17 protein-coding genes, 1 pseudogene and 1 riboswitch are annotated in these 17,391 nt (G+C 60.9%); of the genes and pseudogenes, 12 read left to right on the top strand and 6 right to left on the bottom strand.

Features of this window, described 5'->3' with window-relative positions:
- The 7 genes from pmtA to NKI73_RS23940 all read left to right on the top strand — a co-directional run.
- A partial coding sequence (pmtA, locus tag NKI73_RS23970) for a phospholipid N-methyltransferase PmtA (protein ID WP_352633252.1) occupies positions 1-465 on the top strand: 465 nt, incomplete at its 5' end.
- Positions 466-647: 182 nt separating this feature from the next.
- A riboswitch (TPP riboswitch) is annotated at positions 648-764 on the top strand.
- Between the two features lie 103 nt (positions 765-867).
- The gene (thiC, locus tag NKI73_RS23965) at positions 868-2,703 is read left to right on the top strand and encodes a phosphomethylpyrimidine synthase ThiC (RefSeq protein WP_023685604.1); all 1,836 of its coding nucleotides are present in this window, start codon (positions 868-870) and stop codon (positions 2,701-2,703) included.
- Entirely contained in the window at positions 2,700-3,701 is a 1,002-nt protein-coding gene (gene thiO / locus NKI73_RS23960; RefSeq protein ID WP_023685605.1) for a glycine oxidase ThiO, read from the top strand. The genes thiC and thiO overlap by 4 nt, the downstream gene beginning before the upstream one ends.
- Entirely contained in the window at positions 3,670-3,867 is a 198-nt protein-coding gene (gene thiS, locus NKI73_RS23955; protein WP_023685606.1) for a sulfur carrier protein ThiS, read from the top strand. Before thiO ends, thiS begins: the two co-directional genes overlap by 32 nt.
- A 3-nt stretch (positions 3,868-3,870) precedes the next feature.
- The gene (locus NKI73_RS23950; protein WP_023685607.1) at positions 3,871-4,644 is read left to right on the top strand and encodes a thiazole synthase; all 774 of its coding nucleotides are present in this window, start codon (positions 3,871-3,873) and stop codon (positions 4,642-4,644) included.
- Complete coding sequence (locus NKI73_RS23945; RefSeq protein WP_352633251.1) at positions 4,641-5,246, top strand: thiamine phosphate synthase; 606 nt, start codon at positions 4,641-4,643, stop codon at positions 5,244-5,246. The genes NKI73_RS23950 and NKI73_RS23945 overlap by 4 nt, the downstream gene beginning before the upstream one ends.
- The gene (locus NKI73_RS23940; protein WP_352593593.1) at positions 5,237-5,998 is read left to right on the top strand and encodes a hydroxymethylpyrimidine/phosphomethylpyrimidine kinase; all 762 of its coding nucleotides are present in this window, start codon (positions 5,237-5,239) and stop codon (positions 5,996-5,998) included. Before NKI73_RS23945 ends, NKI73_RS23940 begins: the two co-directional genes overlap by 10 nt.
- A gap of 627 nt (positions 5,999-6,625) precedes the next feature.
- Here the strand turns inward: NKI73_RS23940 and NKI73_RS23935 are convergent.
- The 3 genes from NKI73_RS23935 to NKI73_RS23925 form a co-directional block, all read right to left on the bottom strand.
- A complete protein-coding gene (locus NKI73_RS23935; RefSeq protein ID WP_352633250.1) occupies positions 6,626-7,318 on the bottom strand; it encodes a hypothetical protein in 693 nt (230 codons plus the stop codon).
- A gap of 243 nt (positions 7,319-7,561) precedes the next feature.
- Positions 7,562-7,849 (bottom strand): hypothetical protein, encoded by a 288-nt coding sequence (locus NKI73_RS23930; protein WP_081726247.1) that lies wholly within the window; start codon positions 7,847-7,849, stop codon positions 7,562-7,564.
- Between the two features lie 597 nt (positions 7,850-8,446).
- The gene (locus NKI73_RS23925) at positions 8,447-8,734 is read right to left on the bottom strand and encodes a hypothetical protein (protein ID WP_352633249.1); all 288 of its coding nucleotides are present in this window, start codon (positions 8,732-8,734) and stop codon (positions 8,447-8,449) included.
- Between the two features lie 329 nt (positions 8,735-9,063).
- Between NKI73_RS23925 and NKI73_RS23920 the strand changes: the two genes are divergently transcribed.
- From NKI73_RS23920 to NKI73_RS23900, 5 genes and pseudogenes are all read left to right on the top strand, one after another.
- Positions 9,064-10,719, top strand: a complete 1,656-nt coding sequence (locus NKI73_RS23920; RefSeq protein ID WP_352633248.1) for an MFS transporter — start codon at positions 9,064-9,066, stop codon at positions 10,717-10,719.
- Between the two features lie 136 nt (positions 10,720-10,855).
- Positions 10,856-11,296, top strand: a complete 441-nt coding sequence (locus NKI73_RS23915) for a hypothetical protein (RefSeq protein ID WP_352633247.1) — start codon at positions 10,856-10,858, stop codon at positions 11,294-11,296.
- A gap of 243 nt (positions 11,297-11,539) precedes the next feature.
- Positions 11,540-12,100, top strand: coding sequence for a hypothetical protein (locus NKI73_RS23910; RefSeq protein ID WP_352633246.1), 561 nt, complete (start codon positions 11,540-11,542; stop codon positions 12,098-12,100).
- Positions 12,101-12,240: 140 nt separating this feature from the next.
- Complete coding sequence (locus NKI73_RS23905; protein ID WP_023727257.1) at positions 12,241-12,432, top strand: hypothetical protein; 192 nt, start codon at positions 12,241-12,243, stop codon at positions 12,430-12,432.
- Positions 12,433-12,602: 170 nt separating this feature from the next.
- Positions 12,603-13,210: pseudogene (locus tag NKI73_RS23900) on the top strand (adenosine kinase); the annotation flags it as partial.
- A 421-nt stretch (positions 13,211-13,631) separates the two neighbouring features.
- Here the strand turns inward: NKI73_RS23900 and NKI73_RS23895 are convergent.
- The 3 genes from NKI73_RS23895 to NKI73_RS23885 all read right to left on the bottom strand — a co-directional run bounded on the left by NKI73_RS23895 (position 13,632) and on the right by NKI73_RS23885 (position 17,236).
- On the bottom strand, positions 13,632-15,461 hold the full coding sequence (locus NKI73_RS23895; RefSeq protein ID WP_352633245.1) for a secretin GspD/PilQ domain-containing protein: 1,830 nt from the start codon (positions 15,459-15,461) through the stop codon (positions 13,632-13,634).
- Between the two features lie 353 nt (positions 15,462-15,814).
- The gene (locus NKI73_RS23890) at positions 15,815-16,336 is read right to left on the bottom strand and encodes a hypothetical protein (protein WP_352633244.1); all 522 of its coding nucleotides are present in this window, start codon (positions 16,334-16,336) and stop codon (positions 15,815-15,817) included.
- Positions 16,337-16,378: 42 nt separating this feature from the next.
- Complete coding sequence (locus NKI73_RS23885; RefSeq protein WP_352633243.1) at positions 16,379-17,236, bottom strand: hypothetical protein; 858 nt, start codon at positions 17,234-17,236, stop codon at positions 16,379-16,381.
- Positions 17,237-17,391: the final 155 nt, after the last annotated feature.

The following is a 17,391-nucleotide window of genomic DNA, read 5'->3' as shown; positions in this document are numbered from 1 at the left end:
GCAAGCGTGGTGAACCCACGGTCAGGATTGCCGATTCTGGAGCTTGGCGCGGGAACCGGTGTCATCACAAAGGCGATCCTGGCTAGGGGAATCAAGCCGCGCCAGCTGGTTTCAGTCGAATATTCCAGGATTTTCTACGACGGCCTGGTGCAACGCTTCCCGAATGTGGACTTCAGATTGGGCGACGCATTTGCGCTGGACGAAGCTCTGTGTGAGCGCAAAGGTGAACAGTTCGATTGTGTTATAAGTGCAGTCCCGCTGTTGAGCTTTCCAATGCAACAGCGTGTCGCGCTGGTTGAGGATCTGCTTGCCCGTATTCCTGCCGGCCGGCCCCTAATTCAGATCACATATGGACTTCTGTCGCCGGTGATCAAGATGCCAGACCGTTACGTGGTTTCCCACTATGACTTCGTCGTCCGCAACATACCGCCGGCACAGCTCTGGACTTATCGTCGAGCAGTCTAGCCAAATCTGGACGGTTTTCCTTCTCTGAGGGTTCCGCTGGGTGGTGGCCTTCCACCCAAACAGGATGTGGACAGAGCAGGGGCAGATGCCAGACTGCCAAGAAGACGAAGCGGTCCTGGTTTGATTTGACAGTGGGCGGGCCAAATGCGCTTGACAAGACAACCCCGGCCCGTTCAACCTGAGGCATTCACCAGGGGAGTCCCGGCAAGGGGCTGAGATACTGCTGGCTTTCGCGGCGCAGTGACCCGTTGAACCTGATCCAGTTCATACTGGCGTAGGGACGGTGCAAGCGCTTTGCGGGAGTTCACGCCCGAGGTCCTGTTTCGGCAGGTCGACAGAAGCGTCTTTTCATCCTTCCGGCACAGAACTGGGTCTCCAATGCATGAGCAAAGGAGCCTCAAGATGAATGCCCTCACCCCTGCCGTGTCGACGGGACCGCTGCCCGCCTCGCGGAAGATCCACAAGCCCGGCACCATCCACTCGCAGATCAAAGTGCCGATGCGCGAAATCTCCGTCCATCCGACAGCCGGCGAACCGCCAGTCACCGTCTACGATCCGTCGGGCCCCTATACCGATCCGGCTGTCGAAACCAGCATCGAAAAAGGCCTGGCTCGGCTTCGCCACGAATGGATCTTGGCCCGCGGCGATGTCGAGGACTGTGACGGCCGCCATGTCCGGCCGGAGGACAACGGATTCGCGACGGGCGAACGCCTGACGCCGGAATTTCCCATCCGCCACCGACCGCTCAGGGCCAAAGCAGGCAAGGCGGTGACGCAGCTTGCCTATGCGCGCGCCGGCATCATCACACCCGAAATGGAGTTCGTTGCCATTCGCGAGAACCTTGGTCGCGAGATCCTGCACGGCAAGCTTGAGCGCGACGGCGAGGCTTTCGGCGCGACACTGCCCGATTTCGTCACGCCCGAATTCGTGCGTGACGAGGTGGCGCGCGGACGGGCGATCATTCCCGCCAACATCAACCATCCCGAGAGCGAGCCGATGATCATCGGCCGCAATTTCCTGGTCAAAATCAACGCCAATATCGGTAACTCTGCCGTCACATCGTCGATGGCGGAAGAGGTCGAAAAGATGGTGTGGGCGATCCGCTGGGGCGCCGATACGGTGATGGACCTGTCGACCGGCCGCAACATCCACAACATCCGCGACTGGATCGTGCGCAACGCGCCGGTGCCGATCGGCACGGTGCCGCTCTACCAGGCGCTCGAAAAGGTCGGCGGCATTGCCGAGGATCTGACCTGGGAGGTCTACCGCGACACGCTGATCGAACAGGCCGAGCAAGGCGTCGACTATTTCACCATCCACGCCGGCGTGCGGCTGCATTATATCCCGCTGACCGTCGACCGGGTGACGGGTATCGTCTCGCGCGGCGGCTCGATCATGGCCAAATGGTGCCTGCACCATCACCGGGAAAGCTTCCTCTACGAGCACTTCGCGGAGATCTGCGACATCGCCAGAGCCTACGACGTCTCCTTCTCGCTCGGCGACGGTCTTCGTCCAGGCTCGATCGCCGATGCCAATGACGCGGCGCAGTTCGCCGAGCTGGAGACGCTCGGCGAGCTGACGAAGATCGCCTGGGCGAAGGATTGCCAGGTGATGATAGAGGGCCCCGGCCACGTGCCGATGCACAAGATCAAGGCGAACATGGACAAGCAACTCGCCGTCTGCGGCGAGGCGCCGTTCTATACGCTCGGACCGCTGACGACCGACATCGCGCCGGGCTACGACCACATCACCTCAGGCATCGGCGCCGCGATGATCGGCTGGTTCGGCACCGCCATGCTCTGCTACGTCACGCCCAAGGAGCATCTCGGCCTTCCCGATCGCAACGACGTCAAGATCGGCGTGATCACCTACAAGATAGCCGCCCACGCCGCCGACCTGGCGAAGGGCCATCCGGCAGCGAAGGTCAGGGATGATGCGCTTTCGCGCGCGCGCTTCGAGTTCCGCTGGGAGGATCAGTTCAACCTGTCGCTCGATCCCGAAACCGCGCGGTCCTTCCACGACCAGACCTTGCCCAAGGAGGCGCACAAGCTGGCGCATTTCTGCTCGATGTGCGGACCGAAATTCTGCTCGATGCGTATCTCCCACGACATCCGCGCCGAGGCACAGAAAGAGGGCATGGCGGCGATGGCGGCGAAATACCGCGAGGGCGGCGATCTCTACCTGCCGGCGGACGAGACCGGCGCACCGCTCATACCTCAGCCACGTGAGCCATCATGAAGGTCTTGGTCAAAGGGGCGGGCGTTGCCGGCCTCACCGCCGCCTTCGAGTTCGCCGCACGCGGCGCGGCGGTTACCGTTGCCGAGACAAGGCCTGCCCTTGGGGGCAATGCGTCGTGGTTCGCCGGTGGCATGTTGGCGCCGTGGTGCGAGCGTGAAAGCGCCGAGCAGCCGGTGCTGGATCTCGGACGCGACGCCGCCGACTGGTGGGACGCCGCAACGCCCGGCTTGGTAACACGACGGGGAACGCTGGTCTTGGCCTCGCCGCGCGATGCGGGCGAGCTCGACCGGTTCGCCAGCCGCACGACGGGCTATCGGCGCGTCGAGGAAGATGAAATTGCCTTGCTGGAGCCCGACTTAGCCGGCCGCTTCCGCCGCGGATTGCTCTTCCCCGCTGAGGGCCATCTTGATCCGCGCCAGGCGATGGCAGCACTTCATGACAAGCTCGCGGCCACGGGTGTTGAATTCCACTTCGGCGCCGACGCGCATCATGTTTTTGGTTTCGATCGTCAGATCGACTGTACGGGAATGGCGGCACAAAATGACTGGCTGCGCGGCGTTCGCGGCGAAATGCTCACCCTGCGTACCCCTGATATCTCGCTGTCGCGCCCTGTCAGGCTGCTGCATCCGCGCTTTCCACTGTACGCAGTGCCGCGCACCGACCACCGTTTCATGATTGGTGCGACGATGATTGAAAGCCAGTCCGTCGGACCGGTTACGGCGCGTTCGATGATGGAACTGCTGGGTACCGCCTATGCCCTCCACCCGGCCTTTGGCGAGGCCGAGATCGTTGAAACCGGTGTCGGCGTCCGCCCAGCCTTTCCCGACAATTTGCCGCGCGTCGAAACCAAGGGTGAAATCATCGCGATCAACGGGCTCTATCGTCACGGTTTTCTCCTGGCTCCCGCCATGGCGCGCCAGGCTGCCGACCTGGTTTTCAGTCAAGACAGAACCAAGGAGCTTGCTCATGAAACTGATGGTCAACGGCGAAGCGCATGAGGTTGCCGCCACCACGCTGGCCGAGCTGCTTGCCGCGCTTGACTATGAGGGCGATTGGCTCGCGACCGCCGTCAACAACGACCTCGTGCACAAAGCCAACCGGGCGGAATTCCAATTGAACGACGGCGACCGGATCGAAATCCTCTCGCCCATGCAGGGCGGCTAGGCCATGATCGAGCTTTATGGAGCCGAGCTTCCCTCCCGCCTGCTTCTTGGCACGGCTCAATATCCTTCGCCGGCCATCCTTGCCTATGCAGTCAGGGCATCGGGCACGGCGGTGGTGACCGTCTCGTTGCGCCGTGAAATGGCAGGCGGCAGGGCCGGCGAAGAATTCTGGTCGTTGATCCGCTCGCTTGGTGTCAGAATCCTGCCCAACACTGCTGGCTGCCACTCCGTCAAGGAAGCGGTCACGACCGCACAAATGGCGCGCGAAGTCTTCGGTACGAACTGGGTCAAGCTCGAAGTGATCGGCAACCACGACACGCTGCAGCCGGATGTTTTCGGTCTGGTCGAAGCCGCCCGCATCCTGTGCGAGGACGGGTTTGCGGTCTTCCCCTATACCACCGACGACCTTGTCGTTGCCGAGCGGCTGCTTGCGGCGGGCTGCAAGGTGTTGATGCCGTGGTGCGCGCCGATCGGTTCCGCTCTCGGACCGATCAACATCACGGCGCTGCGCTCGATGCGCGGACATTTCCCTGATGTTCCGCTGATCGTGGACGCGGGGCTCGGACGGCCGTCGCACGCGGCAACCGTCATGGAGCTCGGCTTTGACGCCGTACTCCTGAACACCGCGGTCGCCAAGGCGGCCGATCCGGTCGGCATGGCGCGTGCGTTCGGCAAGGCGGTCGAGGCCGGTCGTGAAGCTTTCAGCTCGGGTATGCTTGAACCGCGCGACGTCGCCGTGCCATCGACGCCGACCATCGGCAGGGCCGTTTTTTCATGAAGCTCGATCCCTTCTACCTGATCGTCGACAGCGCTGACTGGGTCGAGCGGCTGGTCCCGCTCGGCGTCAAGCTGGTTCAGTTGCGCATCAAGGATAGGGACGAGACCACGCTGCGGTCGGAAATCCGCCGCGCGAACGACGTCTGCGCGGTCCATGGTTGCCAACTGATCGTCAACGACTATTGGCGCACGGCAATCGAGGAAAGCTGCGACTTCGTCCATCTCGGCCATGAGGATTTGGCTGCGGCCGACCTGCTGGCGATTAAGTACGCCGGATTGAAGCTCGGGCTTTCCACGCACGATCATCTAGAACTGGAAATGGCCATCGCTGCCGAGCCCGACTATGTCGCGCTCGGCCCCATCTATCCCACCGTCCTGAAGCAGATGAAATGGGCGCCGCAAGGGCTCGAGCGGATCAGCGAGTGGAAGCATCGGGTGGCGCCGATCCCATTGGTCGCCATTGGCGGCCTCAACCCCGATCGGCTCGACGGTGTTTTCGCGGCTGGTGCGGACACCGCGGCGGTGGTCACCGACATCACGTTGAATGCCGATCCCGAAGCGCGCACGCGAGAATGGATCGAAAAGACAAAGCCATGGCGCTGAGGCGAGAACCGCATGTGCTCGTGGTCGGCGGATCTGACTCCAGCGGTGGGGCTGGAATTGCACGCGATATCGAGACGATCTCTTCCATTGGCGTCCGCACCTGCCTGGCTGTCACAGCGCTGACGGTGCAGACGCACGAAGCCGTGATGAAAATCCATCCTTCGCAGCCCGATCTTGTGGCCAATCAAATGCGCGCCGCGCTGCAGGCCAACAAGGTGGCGGCAATCAAGATCGGCATGCTTGCAACGGCCGAGATCGTCGTAGCCGTCGCGGCTGTGCTCCGCGAAAATCCACAGGTGCCGGCAGTACTCGACGCGGTGCTGGCCTCGACGTCAGGCCGGGCGCTGCTGGACGCAAGGGCCATCGCCGCCATGAAACGCGACCTGATGCCCCTTTGCCGCCTCGTCACACCCAATCTCATCGAGCTGGCGCTTCTTGTTGGCTTAGAGCCAGCGGTTGATGAAGACGGCGCGGTGTGGCAAGGCCAGGAATTGCTGGTGGCCGGGATGCAGGCCCTGCTGATCAAGGGCGGCCACGCGGCGGGACCCCGATCGATCGATATTCTGTTGCGCCCCGATCACGAACCAGTCCGCTTTGACACGCCGCGTCTTGCCGCATCGATGCGCGGGACGGGCTGCATGCTGGCCAGCTCGATTGCGGCACATCTGGCGAAGGCGCAATCAATCGAGTACGCCGTGCGCCAGGGCAAGCTCTTTGTGTTAGAAAAGCTTCGGAAAACCCCAGCCGAATAGCCGTAGAGCCGGCTCAAGCGTTCAGCGGCTGACGCTGAAATGGAAGCCGTAGCCCTCCTGCCCTTTTTTCACAGGGCGTGACGGGATGAGGCCGCTTTGCAGATTGGAATTCAGCGGCGCCGAGACAAGCTGCCCTGCCAGGCCGGGAAAGTAACGGGACCCTTCCTGCGGCGAAGCGCACTGCCAGTCAGGCATGGGGATGCACTTGTGCCTCCTGGCGAGTGTGAGGCCGCAGGAGCGAGGCATTTCAGCGCGGCGGGGGCCGCCGGATCTGGCCCCGCAGTGCTGGAGCAAAGCAAAGGCCGGTTTGAGTGGGTGGGGAGAGAGGGCCGCGCGCCTCTCTTCCCGCTACATAGGAAAGGTGCCGCTAGGCACATCCATGTCGGCGCAGCCGTGCCGCGAAGCGGCCCAAGAAAGAAGAGCGTACAAAACGGAAGCACCGAAATGCCCGCCAGCGGGACCAAGTCAGATCGGTGCAGGAGAAAGACCGTGGCCCTGAGACCGGCTCAACAGGGCGGCCGTAGGAGCATCAGCAACGCGCCGCCGTCAGGCGGGATGCGGAACGGACGGCCCCCGGCGAAGGGCGCCGTTCTCTTTGAGCTGCGACCCTGGTGAGCGCCTTCGTGCCTAAAGCTGTGCCGTCGGGCTAAGCTTCAGCTTCAGATCGTTCTGAAAAGCCGAACATGGTTCGTCGAGGTAACCCTTGAGGGAAGGATCCTTGTCGGGTTCCCTGTTTTTCGACAAAATCGCCCTGCAGAATTTATATTGCGATTTGGCGGCGTCGCACTGCTGGGTGTCCGCCTTATAGCAAGCGTGGACCAAAACGGCTCCCACGTAATCATGCTCGACGTTGTTGGAAGAAAGGTGAGTCTGAATGTCTGGGAGAATGGCAACTCCATGGGACATCCCATCTGCTCCGGAGTAGGTCATTACGAGTTGACCGGGTCGTTCAAAGCCGCTTACCGAGCCGCTCCCTGCAACGTTCTCGTAGGTGCCAGACAAATCCGGGGCCGACGTGAATGTCACCTTGAAGGGGTGCCCCAGGCCGACGGGGGTGACATCCGTAAAGTCGGGACCGTAGTACACCGAGAGATACCACTCGCCCTCTGTAAGAGCGTTGGGGGCTTGCCCGAGCCCAAGGCGCTGCATGCTCTTGTCGATGACAGTCCGAACGACGTTGGACGTGCCCTGCTGGATGCCTTCGCCGAAGCCGGTCCAGATGAAGGCGCCTACGGCCAACACAGCCACACCCAGCAGGCCGAACCTCGCACCTGTTGACTTCGTTTCACGCCCGGGCTCGATTTCCGGCTGGTCCTGCATCCGCCCCTCGCAACGCTCGTCGGGAACAACTTGGGACCCGATTATGGGCCCCAAGGGATCGGTCAGCAGGCTTCCAGATGAACTTTCTTCTTCATGTGCATTCCTCCTCGACTCAAGGGCACTTGCCGTGCGGAGCCGAACACACGCAGTATGGAGATGATAACCCGATTGCGGCTTTCAAGTGTCCTCGCATCCCCCGAGGGCGCCACCTGATCTCTCGGGCAACCTTGTTCGGCGCCGCAGTTATTGAGGCGGCCGGCTTGGAAGCAGTTCCTTATGGCCCTCATGCATAAACCAGAGCACCCGTTTGAGATGACTGCGAAGGGCCTTACGGGCGCGGATTGGCTCTTTGACCGGATCGATACCCAGTACATCCAGCGCCATCTCCTCTTCGCTGGCACTGTCGGCGCAAGCGTCCATGAGCTTCAAATAGAGCTCGAAATGCTTGTCATCATATGCGGTTAGGCTTTCCGACCAGGGGACTTCCGTTGCAATGGTTGGATCAGGCGTTGGGCGCGATCTGCTTTTCATCCATGTCTCGCTTTGGCGATGAACCAGGCCCCCGTTCCAATTCAGAATATCTCCATCTAGCGCACTTTCAACAGTTCTCGGCCTTCTTCGGACAGTGCCCAATCGTTGCATATGGTCGTGGGTTCCAAATTGGCGCGCGGCTGCTCGCGACCATACATCCTCAACTTGGCGAGGCGATGTAACGCCCGGCGGAACCAGAATGGCGCGGCTATTGAGCATCGCCGATTGGACCGAACCTCTTATTTTAGCTTCGCGGTAATCTTGTCTGGATGCTTGCAAGCGTCCATCATGCCGCCGTACATACGCTTAAGGATCTCGCCCATCACCGTACGAGCAGCAAACATTTCCAAACTCGATCTTGCAACTTGAGGCTCTGCGTTACTGCATAGCTGCATTGCACAAAGTGTGTTTGCGCATTGCACAACTTTTAGCCATTAAGCTTACAGCTGATGCACGCGATGGTTTCCTCCCATTCCATCGTACCAGCTGTTCCCCTCTGAAAGTTTTGACTTTACACCTAAAGGGCCTCGGTTTTCCGATGGCCCTTTTTTTTGGCGATCGCCACGTCGTCAATTGCAACGCGGCGCGATCGCCGGTTCAGCCATCAGACTTTGGAACCATTTCTGCCCGGCCAATCCCTCCCGACAAAAGTCTGATCTTCACCAGCCTTCTACGGGCAAGCGTTCGCGCCAGGAGTTCAAAGCCGCGTCCGTAACATTCGACAATGAAAGCCAATGTCATCAGGTCGAGCAGAAACTCGTCGATCGCATGCGTGAGCGCATCAGACCTTTGTTCGAATCGAAGTAGCAAGGCGCGCGCCTCTTCGATCGCGGCCCGGCAATCGTCTGCGCCTATCAGTGAATCGATCCTATCGAAGATCTGCAAGCGTCCTCACTCTCCCTAAGCCAGCGCATCGAACGCCGCTGATGAATGAGTCTTCAACAAAGAACAGGGTCGCGTTTCGCGAAAAGGCATCGCTCCGCAAAGTGCGCGTTGATGAAGCCTGGTGCGTTAAGCGACAAGTGAATCCGACCTTGACAAGACATCTTCGAAGGCGAGTGAGCCGGCCCACGCCCGCGTGCCGCGACCCTCAATGCCGAGGAAACTGTGCTGCACTCGTCGGAGGCAACCAGTTCCTCTCTATTCTTCCCGCCGCCACGGTTCAGCCTAGATTACATGGGAAGCGACAATAACGGAAAGCAAAGGTTCGCAAAATGAGTAGGGTGGCTGGATCAAACGAAGATTTGGCTGCGCCGACGACCTTTGGGCCACTTCTGCAGCCCACCTTTCGCTCGATCTGGCTCGCGACGCAGGTTTCAAGCCTCGGCTGGTTGATGCAGACTGTTGCCATCAGCTGGCTGATGGCAACGATCTCGACTTCCGATCTGATGGTTGCGTTGGTGCAGGCTTCATCGAACCTGCCCGCTTTCGTCTTGTCCGTCTTTGCCGGGGCTCTCGCCGACAATTTCAGCCGGCGCCGGGTCATGTTCGCCGGTCGGTGCCTTATGGTGATTGCGTCCGCGATGCTGACCGCGTCCGTGGCGCTGGGCTTTGTCAGTCCGTGGATGATCCTCGGCTTCAGCTTCTTGATCGCAAGCGGCGGTGCTCTCAATGATCCGGCCTGGCAAGCGTCGGTTGGCGATATTGTGGATCGACGCGATGTTCCCGCTGCCGTCACCCTGCTTTCTGTTGGATTCAATACCGTCCGGACTGTGGGCCCGGCGCTCGGCGGCATTGTAGTTGCCTCGTTTGGCCTTATGGCGGCATTCGCGGTGACCACGCTCACCTATTTCGTACCCTTGGCCACTATTTGGCGCTGCAAGTGGAAGGTTCGTTCTTCCCCTCTTCCACGCGAGTCGATGAGGACGGCGATCTATGACGGGCTGCGCTTCACGGGGATGTCATCGGAAATCAAGGCAGCGATCGCGCGCGGAACCCTCTTTGGCTTGGCGAGCATCGCCATACTCGCGCTGCTGCCGGTGGTTGTCCGCGATCAGCTGGGAGGAGGCCCGCTCGCCTATGGCGCGCTCATGGCCGGCTTCGGGACCGGAGCCGTCTTCGCTGGCCTCTCCAACAGCCTGTTCAGACGGAGCTTGTCGCAGGAGCGGCTGATGAGGCTCTCCTGCGTCGCCTGCGCGGCGTGCTCACTTTCCCTGGCACTGACAACTTCGATCGGGGTGGCGGCAATTGCACTCGCTTTGGGCGGCGCGGGCTGGATCACCGCCTGGTCAGGGGTCGGTGTGAGCGTGCAGCTGGCAAGCCCGCGCTGGGTCGTGGGGCGCACCATCTCGATCTACTATGCTTTGATCGATGGTGGCATCGCGCTCGGCAGCTGGGTGTGGGGCACGGTGGCCGAAAACCATTCGCTGGCCCTGGCGCTGGAGGGTTCCGCTGCCTCCCTGATGTTCGTCGCTGCAGCCGGCGTTCTGTTTCCTCTTCGCGAGCGCCGCGACTCAGAGCCCGATCCTCTGGAGGAATTCGATGCCCCGGCTGTCGCGCTCAACCTGAAGCCGAGAAGCGGCCCGATCGTGGTCAAGGTCGAATATCTGATAGCCGAGAGAGATCTCGAGGCTTTCCTCGACCTCATGCGGCAGCGGCGTCATGTACACAGCCGGGTCGGTGCTCGGAATTGGACGCTCCAGCGGAACTTGCAGAAGCCTATGCATTGGACGGAAACGTTCCGCACGCCGACCTGGACGGACTACCTTCGCCTCAATCATCGTCTGACGGAAGTGGACAAGGAACTGGACGAGCGTGTCTTCCAGTTGCACGCGGGAGAGGAAGCGCCTCAGATGACACTTTCCATCGAGCGACCGACAAGCTCGGCCCGCAAGCCCGAGCACTCAGCTTTTCGCCATCCCCGTCATTGAAGCCCGGCCGGCACAGAAAACGCGATTCTTGTCTATCGCGCTCAAACCGGTGCGGGAGACGGACAATCCACCAAAATTCGATGATGGGTGGCAGAGAAGAAGCACAGGCTGAGAGTGCGGCCGATCGGTCCCCACCGTGAAGCGGAGCCTGGGGCTGCAGCGGCACGCGACGATTGCCGCGTGTCACATTTCGAATTTAAAGTCTTCATCAGCCCGCCTCGCTGATCCGGGCCAACGCTATCTTGAGGTTGGCATTTTGTCCCGCCAGCTCGCTGAGACGATCACGTTCGGCGGCGACCACATCCGGACTGGAGTTGGCGACGATGCACCCGCGCGGAGCGTGCTGTTGCTGGAAGCAGGAACGCATGATCGGCCAAAGCCGGGAGAGGTGCTGCCGGCAGTAGCGAATGGGCTGCTGCGTCAGCGTGATGTCTGGACGCCGTTCGCCGAGGCCGGCTTCGTTGAAAATCGTGCGCTTGTTTCGGTGTGGGCCAATGAAGTTCCCAGCGAGCGGCACGGCATGTTTTCCGCTCAAGGTGCCGGCTGGCAGCTCGACCTACGCGATTCGACCGGCTGATGGTGCAGGCGGCCAAGGCGGCAGGTATGGACACGCGGTTTGGCTCGGCCGTGGGTTCGGCAGTGCGCGACGATCAAGGCTGGCTGCTCAAACTGGCCGATGAAGCTATCGTTGCCCGCGCCGTGGTTTTGGCGACCGGTCGCAGTTGGAGGCTGGAGCGATGTTTCGGCGCCAAGCTCACCGTGCACGGACATCTTGCCGCCTACACACGCTTGTTCGACCGCGCACCGGGGCGATTGCAGCATGGTCGTCGAGGCGCGTCCCGCAGGCTGGTGGTACAGCCCCGACTTCCCGGACGAACGCCGTGTGGTCGCGCGCCTCACCGATCCGGATCTGGGCAGCGAACTGCGCAAAGCCGGACATTGGTACCGCGCTTTAGCCGCAACGCAGTCCATCGCGCCGCTCGTGCCACCCAACGCAATCGAGACCGCCAGCATGATCAAGGCGGCGGGAACCGCAACGATCTATCCCGCCGCCGGTGACCGCTGGGTCGCGGCGGCCTGTTCTGTGCCGATCCACTGTCATCACGCGGGATCGTGCATGCACTCCGCTCAGGCATCCTGGCGGCCTAACGCGGCATCGGACATGCTGGACGGGCGTGGCGATTTCGCCTGCGCCTGCTATGCAACGATCGCCAAACGCGGCTTTGCCGATTACCTCCCAGCGCTGGCTGCCCACTATGCAGCCGCCGCGCGATGGGACACGCCTTTCTGGCAGCGGCGGCGCAGCCATGTCTTCCACGCGTCTAGCATCGAAGGAGGGAGATCAGAGGTGGTCTCGCGACGGGGTGCTCGGCATTTATGAACCGACCGAGCGCCAGCGAGTGGTCGTCGGTGACCTCCATGATCACACCGACTTAATTCAAATTTGTGTGTATATATTGACGATTGAACTACCTTCACCTCGTAGACGGCAATGCGGGCGGGTAGAGAGGGTTCTATGATATGACAAGCGATTTTTCCGCCGCCCGAGTGCATTTAGATCGAGCGTATGACTACCTTTGTGGGGATGACCCGATGAGTCAAAGGGGCCGCGAAGCCTTGGACCTGCTAATTGAGGCGGTTGCCGTCGAAGAGTTCAAGCAGCCACGCCAAAGCGCGGAGGTGCTAAGGTTTCCGATCGGGCGCCGCTGCTGAGGTAATCTCCACGGCCGCCATGTAGCCTGGCAGGTGAGGCGCTCACGGCAGGGACTCGCTGCCCCGTGAGGGCCGGGAACGAACGCATTGGCAAACGGAAAGCCCACTTGCCAGACCAGCGCCCGGCCGGCATGGCAAGAGAGCTGGCGGGTTCCCAGGCGGAGACATTGATGCCGGACTATGACGTGCTTTGCATCGGCAATGCCATTGTCGACATCATTGCCTAGTGCGACGAGGCTTTTCTCGAGACCAACGGCGTCATCAAGGGTGCGATGACCCTCATCGACACGCAACGAACAGAGCTGCTGTACAGCCGCATGGGTCCGGCGATCGAAGCCTCGGGCGGCAGCGCCGGCAACACCGCCACCGGCGTAGCCAGCTTCGGCGGGCGCGCCGCCTTCTTCGGCAAGGTGTCGAAGGACGCGCTCGGCGAGATCTACGCCCACGACATCCACGCCCAGGGCGTCGCCTTCGACACCAAACCCCCTAGTGGGACAACCACCGACGGCGCGCTCGATGATCTTCGTCACGGCCGATGGCGAGCGCTATATCGGCCTGCATCGAACTCGGGACGGAAGACATCGAGCCCGACAAGGCGTCGGGCGCCAAGGTGAAATTCGAGGGCTATCTGTGGGACCCGCCGCGCGCCAAGGAAGCGATCCGGCAGATCGCGCGCCTGGCGCATGCCGCCGGACGCGAAGTGTCGATGACGCTGTCGGATTCGTTTTGCGTCGACCCCTACCGCGACGAGTTCCTCGAGCTGATGCGCTCCGGCACGGCAGCAGCAGGTCGTCTGGGTGGCCGGAACTATCCGGGTGAGTACGTCGGCGATTGGCCGAGTGGTCGAGGCCATTGAGCTTGCAGGTTCGATCAGCGACGCAATGATCGCCAGCGCTCGGCGCCTTCATCCGAGCCTGCAAGAGCGGATTCTCGCCTTTAGGGCGAAGATTGCTTCATTATGCTCCTCCCCAAATGGCGAAAACAGCGATCCTAGTTTAGTTGTCGTGGAGGCAACGCGGAGTATTCGCGCCAGTCGGTCATGATCCCCTCGTCTTCGAGGTCGCTGGGGCGGTTCTGACAGGGCGCGCCGCGCATGATCTGCGGCGGGCAAGAGGACAGATGCCGCTCCTGAAGGTGGGGCCGGATACCCGCTGCGAAAGAACCACGGCCGGTTCACGTTAGCCGCGCCCAATTCGCTCTCACCTGGAAAAAGACGGGCGAGGTTTGCCTTGAGCTGACCGTGTTAGCCTGCGGCCCAGGTCGGGGGCTAGGGTCTCGAACTTTTCGCGCAGTTCCTCCGTCAGGGCCCTTGCGTCGGCGCCACTGTCAACCACCCGGGTATTGAGCAATATCAAGAGCTCCGTCCGTTCCTTGGCGTATTCCGTTCTGCGGAACAATCCCCCCAAAAGCGGAATATCTTTCAGCACAGGAACCCCAGAATTGGCACGGTTGGTGCTGTCTTGCATCAATCCGCCGATAGCGATCGTGTCGCCGCTTTGGGTGGATACGGTACTCTGGAGGCGGCGCACCGAAATCACCGGGGATTGAACATTGGTTAGCGTGTTCCTGTTGGCGGTGCTGACCTCCTCGAATGTATCGAGTGTTATACTACCCCCGGCACCTATTCTGGGCGTAACAGCCAAGATCGCACCTGTGTCGCGCATTTCGACGTCGCTCACGATCGGAGAGTTCTCGCTTAGGACAGATTGCGATGATCGCGCTAGGACGGGGACCTGATCGCCCACCTGGATCGTGGCCGTTTGATTGTCGACCGCAAGAATGCGCGGCGCGGACACAACCTTTACCTCCCCAAGCGCTCTTAGCCCGTGTAACACAATGTTGGCGTCTTTGCCGGGAAATACATACGATAAACCATTTGGAACTGCGCCTAAGCCCCTGGTGGAGAGAAGATAGTCCACGCCGTAACTTAGACCATCATCCAGCCGAACCTCGGCGATGATGGCTTGGATGAGGACCTGTCGAGGCTTGAGATCGAGTTGACGGATCGCGGCCTCCACGATCTTGTAGTCGTGGGGTGCTGCGAGTACTACCAGCGCGTTCTGTCCGGGGTCCGCCCGAATCCGAACCGGCGCCGAGAGGCCGAGACGGTTCGCTGACACGACCGTTTCGTCCACCGAATCCGTTGTGGAGACGGTCGCATCTGGCATTTCGGCCGGCGAAGCTGACACGTTGACCGGCAAGCTGGCTCGATCGGATGCGTCACTTGCCACCGACAGGTTGCCGAGCGTTCCCGAGGGCTTTGCACGCGAGACAGCACTGGGCGCCTCAGCGCCGAAGGTTTGCGCCAGTACGTTCGCCACGTCCGAAGCCCGCCGGTACAGCAGTGGACGCACGTGAATGTTTGCCGTCGCCTGCGACGCACTATCCAGTTTGAGGACCGCCTGGCGGACCTGCTTGAGAGCCGCAGGATCTTCTGCCACGACCAGGATACCATTCAGCCGCTCTAGCGCCGCAAATTGGACAATCCTTCCTTCTTGCCCATTCCGCGTAAACAACAAACTGAGTTCTCGTTCAACGTCGGCCGGGCTCGCTTGAGACAGCGTATACAGCGCGAAGGACTTGCGAACCATAGCGTCGGTATCGAAAAGACCGACCAGTTCCCGCACAGAACTCACGGATCCCGGCGGTCCACTGACAACAATGCCCCTCCCCCCGGGGGCTGGCGTGAGGCGCACACCCTCCTCCAAGTTCGGTCGGATTACTCCGATGACCTCAGCCGGGTCGACATACTGCACAGGAATAACTTGAACGTTGGTCTGGATGCCGCCAGCAAGATCGGCCAAGCGCCCCACTCGAATGCCTTGCTCACCCGCAGCCAGTCCATAGCCGTGCGGTCCCAGCGCTTTGTCGAGTAGCCGCAGCACCTCACTCGCTGGCACTTGGCGGGCTGTATGAAGGGTCATCTTCCCTCCGACGCCAGGATCGATGGTAAAGGGCATGCTCATGACATCGCCTACGACATCCTGCACGACCTGGCGAATGTCGGCATTGGTATAGTCGAGGCTCACGCGCCTGCTATCCGACACAACCGGCAGCTTGCGTTCCACTGTGGCCGCGACTGGCTGCGCTTGCCTCTGTCCCATCACTTCAAAGCCTTTAGTCTGCGGTCCGCGAATTTCTCGCACAGACGCGGAGCCAGACGGGACGGAGGACGGAGAGTTCAGCAAGACCCCCCGCTCGGCAATCGTACCACTGCCGGAGCACCCCGCCAAAGGTAGAAGTAAACAGGGGACGCAGAGCAATGCAGTATTCCTGCCGACGATAGCAACCCACGCACCCCTTGCGCGACCAACTAGAAACGCCAATCGATTCGCGAGCCATTGATGATCGTTCTGCGTCAAATCTGCCACGAATCCGCTCTTTACCTGATATTGCCCAGGATGTTCTCCTTGGATTTGCCATCCTTGGCCACCAAATTGGTCGCGAGTTCAACGCACTGATTCACCTTGTCCATCAGGGACTGCAGGCGAATGAGCTCCATTTGCGAGTCACTATTCATGGTATCGACGCGCGCTTTGAGATTGGAGATGGCGGCATCGAAATCCGACTGACGACCCTTGGTATCACCGCTCTTCTCAATAGGGATGCCGTTGTCGATCATCCACTTGTGGACGCTCTGGGTTTTGCCCTGCGCGTCCACAAACGTGCCATATTCATTCTCTTGCTTGTCGTCAGCGGGCCGGTTGACGCGTAACTCGGCCAAAGCGGAGTTCGAGCTCTTCAGCCAATCGTTCAGCTTCTCCATGTCCTCGAATTCGTCTGTGAGTTGATGCTCGAGATAATCATATCGTTCCATCTGGAGCCGCTGTGCCAATGCGGCCGCCCGGCCCCGTCCCCCGGCAATATTGGCATACGTCAGAGTTGGGAAGCTTACGTCCGACATTCCTCATTCCTTTTCCTGCGCAGGTTTAACTGGTTCCAAAGCTCATCCCATGTTGGCGATTTTGCTCCGCGTCTCAGCATCGGCGCGTCTCACTTCAGAAAGCGTTTCCAGAACATCGTTGATCATCCTTTCATATGCCGACTTGTATTCGGTTTCATCCTCGGCGCGAGAGCGTATCTCGGTGTCCTCCGCGTCCAGCTTCGCCTTTTTCTCCTGCTCTATCGTTGCTGCCATGTTCAAGCCGGCACCTGCAATCTTGCCGACCTCGGATATGCCCGTGGCGACGCCGCTCCAGGTCATCGTCGTTTGTTGCGCGACTTGCTGGGCTCTGTAGATCCCAGTCAGGTCAACGCCGGGCGGCTGGCTATCCTCTGGGAGTGTCTCTGGGTCCCGCTTAGTAGCCGCCTTGCCAAGGTCGGGCGGCGGCTGGTCAACCTCCACTATCTCAGGGTCCGGCTTAGTAACCGGCGTGACCGCGACGTGAGGCGGCTGGCTGCCCTCTAGGGATATTTCGGGGTCCGGCTTAGTAGCCGGCTTGGGCACCTCGGTCTGAAAACTCGTCTTGCCATTGCGGGCCTTCCAACCACCAATCTCAGCATCGAACCGTGCCTGTGCTTTGCGCGCGCCCTGAAAGCTCAGTCCCGCACCGGCTATTGCGAAGGCGGAGGTTAGGACCGTGCCGACCAGCTGGCATAACCCGGAAGCGCGAAGTGCCTTGGCAGCGGCGTTCTGCGCCGCGATATCGCAATCACGTGCAACCTGCCGGTCCAATCTCGCAGAATCACGGAACTGCAGATTTAGCCTGTGCAGCAACGCGCCAACTGCGTATATGTCAACTGAGGCGAGCCGTGCTCCCAAAGTTTCGGCAGCCGCGGTTTGAACGTCGATGTCTGCGAGCATTGGCGAACCTGCCCACGCCAACTTGCAGGAATCGGCAAGCGTTGACGCAACTTCGCCGTTCCTAGTACCCAGGCCACTAGAGGTCGCGGACATTACCAACAAGGGTCGATGTTCCTGCGAAGCGCCGTCCGGCGATAGATGACCGCCAATTCGGT

It is taken from the genome of Mesorhizobium sp. M0496 (assembly GCF_040321205.1).
Classification (GTDB): domain Bacteria; phylum Pseudomonadota; class Alphaproteobacteria; order Rhizobiales; family Rhizobiaceae; genus Mesorhizobium.
This window is presented reverse-complemented; position numbering and strand designations above follow the sequence as displayed.

What these genes read in the sequence shown, in the direction of transcription:
- NKI73_RS23935 (WP_352633250.1), bottom strand. Translation starts at nt 7,318, where the DNA reads ATGCAGGACCAGCCGGAAATCGAGCCCGGGCGTGAAACGAAGTCAACA.
- NKI73_RS23945 (WP_352633251.1), top strand. Translation starts at nt 4,641, where the DNA reads ATGAAGCTCGATCCCTTCTACCTGATCGTCGACAGCGCTGACTGGGTC.
- thiS (WP_023685606.1), top strand. Translation starts at nt 3,670, where the DNA reads ATGAAACTGATGGTCAACGGCGAAGCGCATGAGGTTGCCGCCACCACG.
- NKI73_RS23890 (WP_352633244.1), bottom strand. Translation starts at nt 16,336, where the DNA reads ATGTCGGACGTAAGCTTCCCAACTCTGACGTATGCCAATATTGCCGGG.
- NKI73_RS23920 (WP_352633248.1), top strand. Translation starts at nt 9,064, where the DNA reads ATGAGTAGGGTGGCTGGATCAAACGAAGATTTGGCTGCGCCGACGACC.
- NKI73_RS23930 (WP_081726247.1), bottom strand. Translation starts at nt 7,849, where the DNA reads ATGAAAAGCAGATCGCGCCCAACGCCTGATCCAACCATTGCAACGGAA.
- NKI73_RS23885 (WP_352633243.1), bottom strand. Translation starts at nt 17,236, where the DNA reads ATGCTCGCAGACATCGACGTTCAAACCGCGGCTGCCGAAACTTTGGGA.
- NKI73_RS23940 (WP_352593593.1), top strand. Translation starts at nt 5,237, where the DNA reads ATGGCGCTGAGGCGAGAACCGCATGTGCTCGTGGTCGGCGGATCTGAC.
- thiC (WP_023685604.1), top strand. Translation starts at nt 868, where the DNA reads ATGAATGCCCTCACCCCTGCCGTGTCGACGGGACCGCTGCCCGCCTCG.
- NKI73_RS23910 (WP_352633246.1), top strand. Translation starts at nt 11,540, where the DNA reads ATGGTCGTCGAGGCGCGTCCCGCAGGCTGGTGGTACAGCCCCGACTTC.
- NKI73_RS23905 (WP_023727257.1), top strand. Translation starts at nt 12,241, where the DNA reads ATGACAAGCGATTTTTCCGCCGCCCGAGTGCATTTAGATCGAGCGTAT.
- thiO (WP_023685605.1), top strand. Translation starts at nt 2,700, where the DNA reads ATGAAGGTCTTGGTCAAAGGGGCGGGCGTTGCCGGCCTCACCGCCGCC.
- NKI73_RS23950 (WP_023685607.1), top strand. Translation starts at nt 3,871, where the DNA reads ATGATCGAGCTTTATGGAGCCGAGCTTCCCTCCCGCCTGCTTCTTGGC.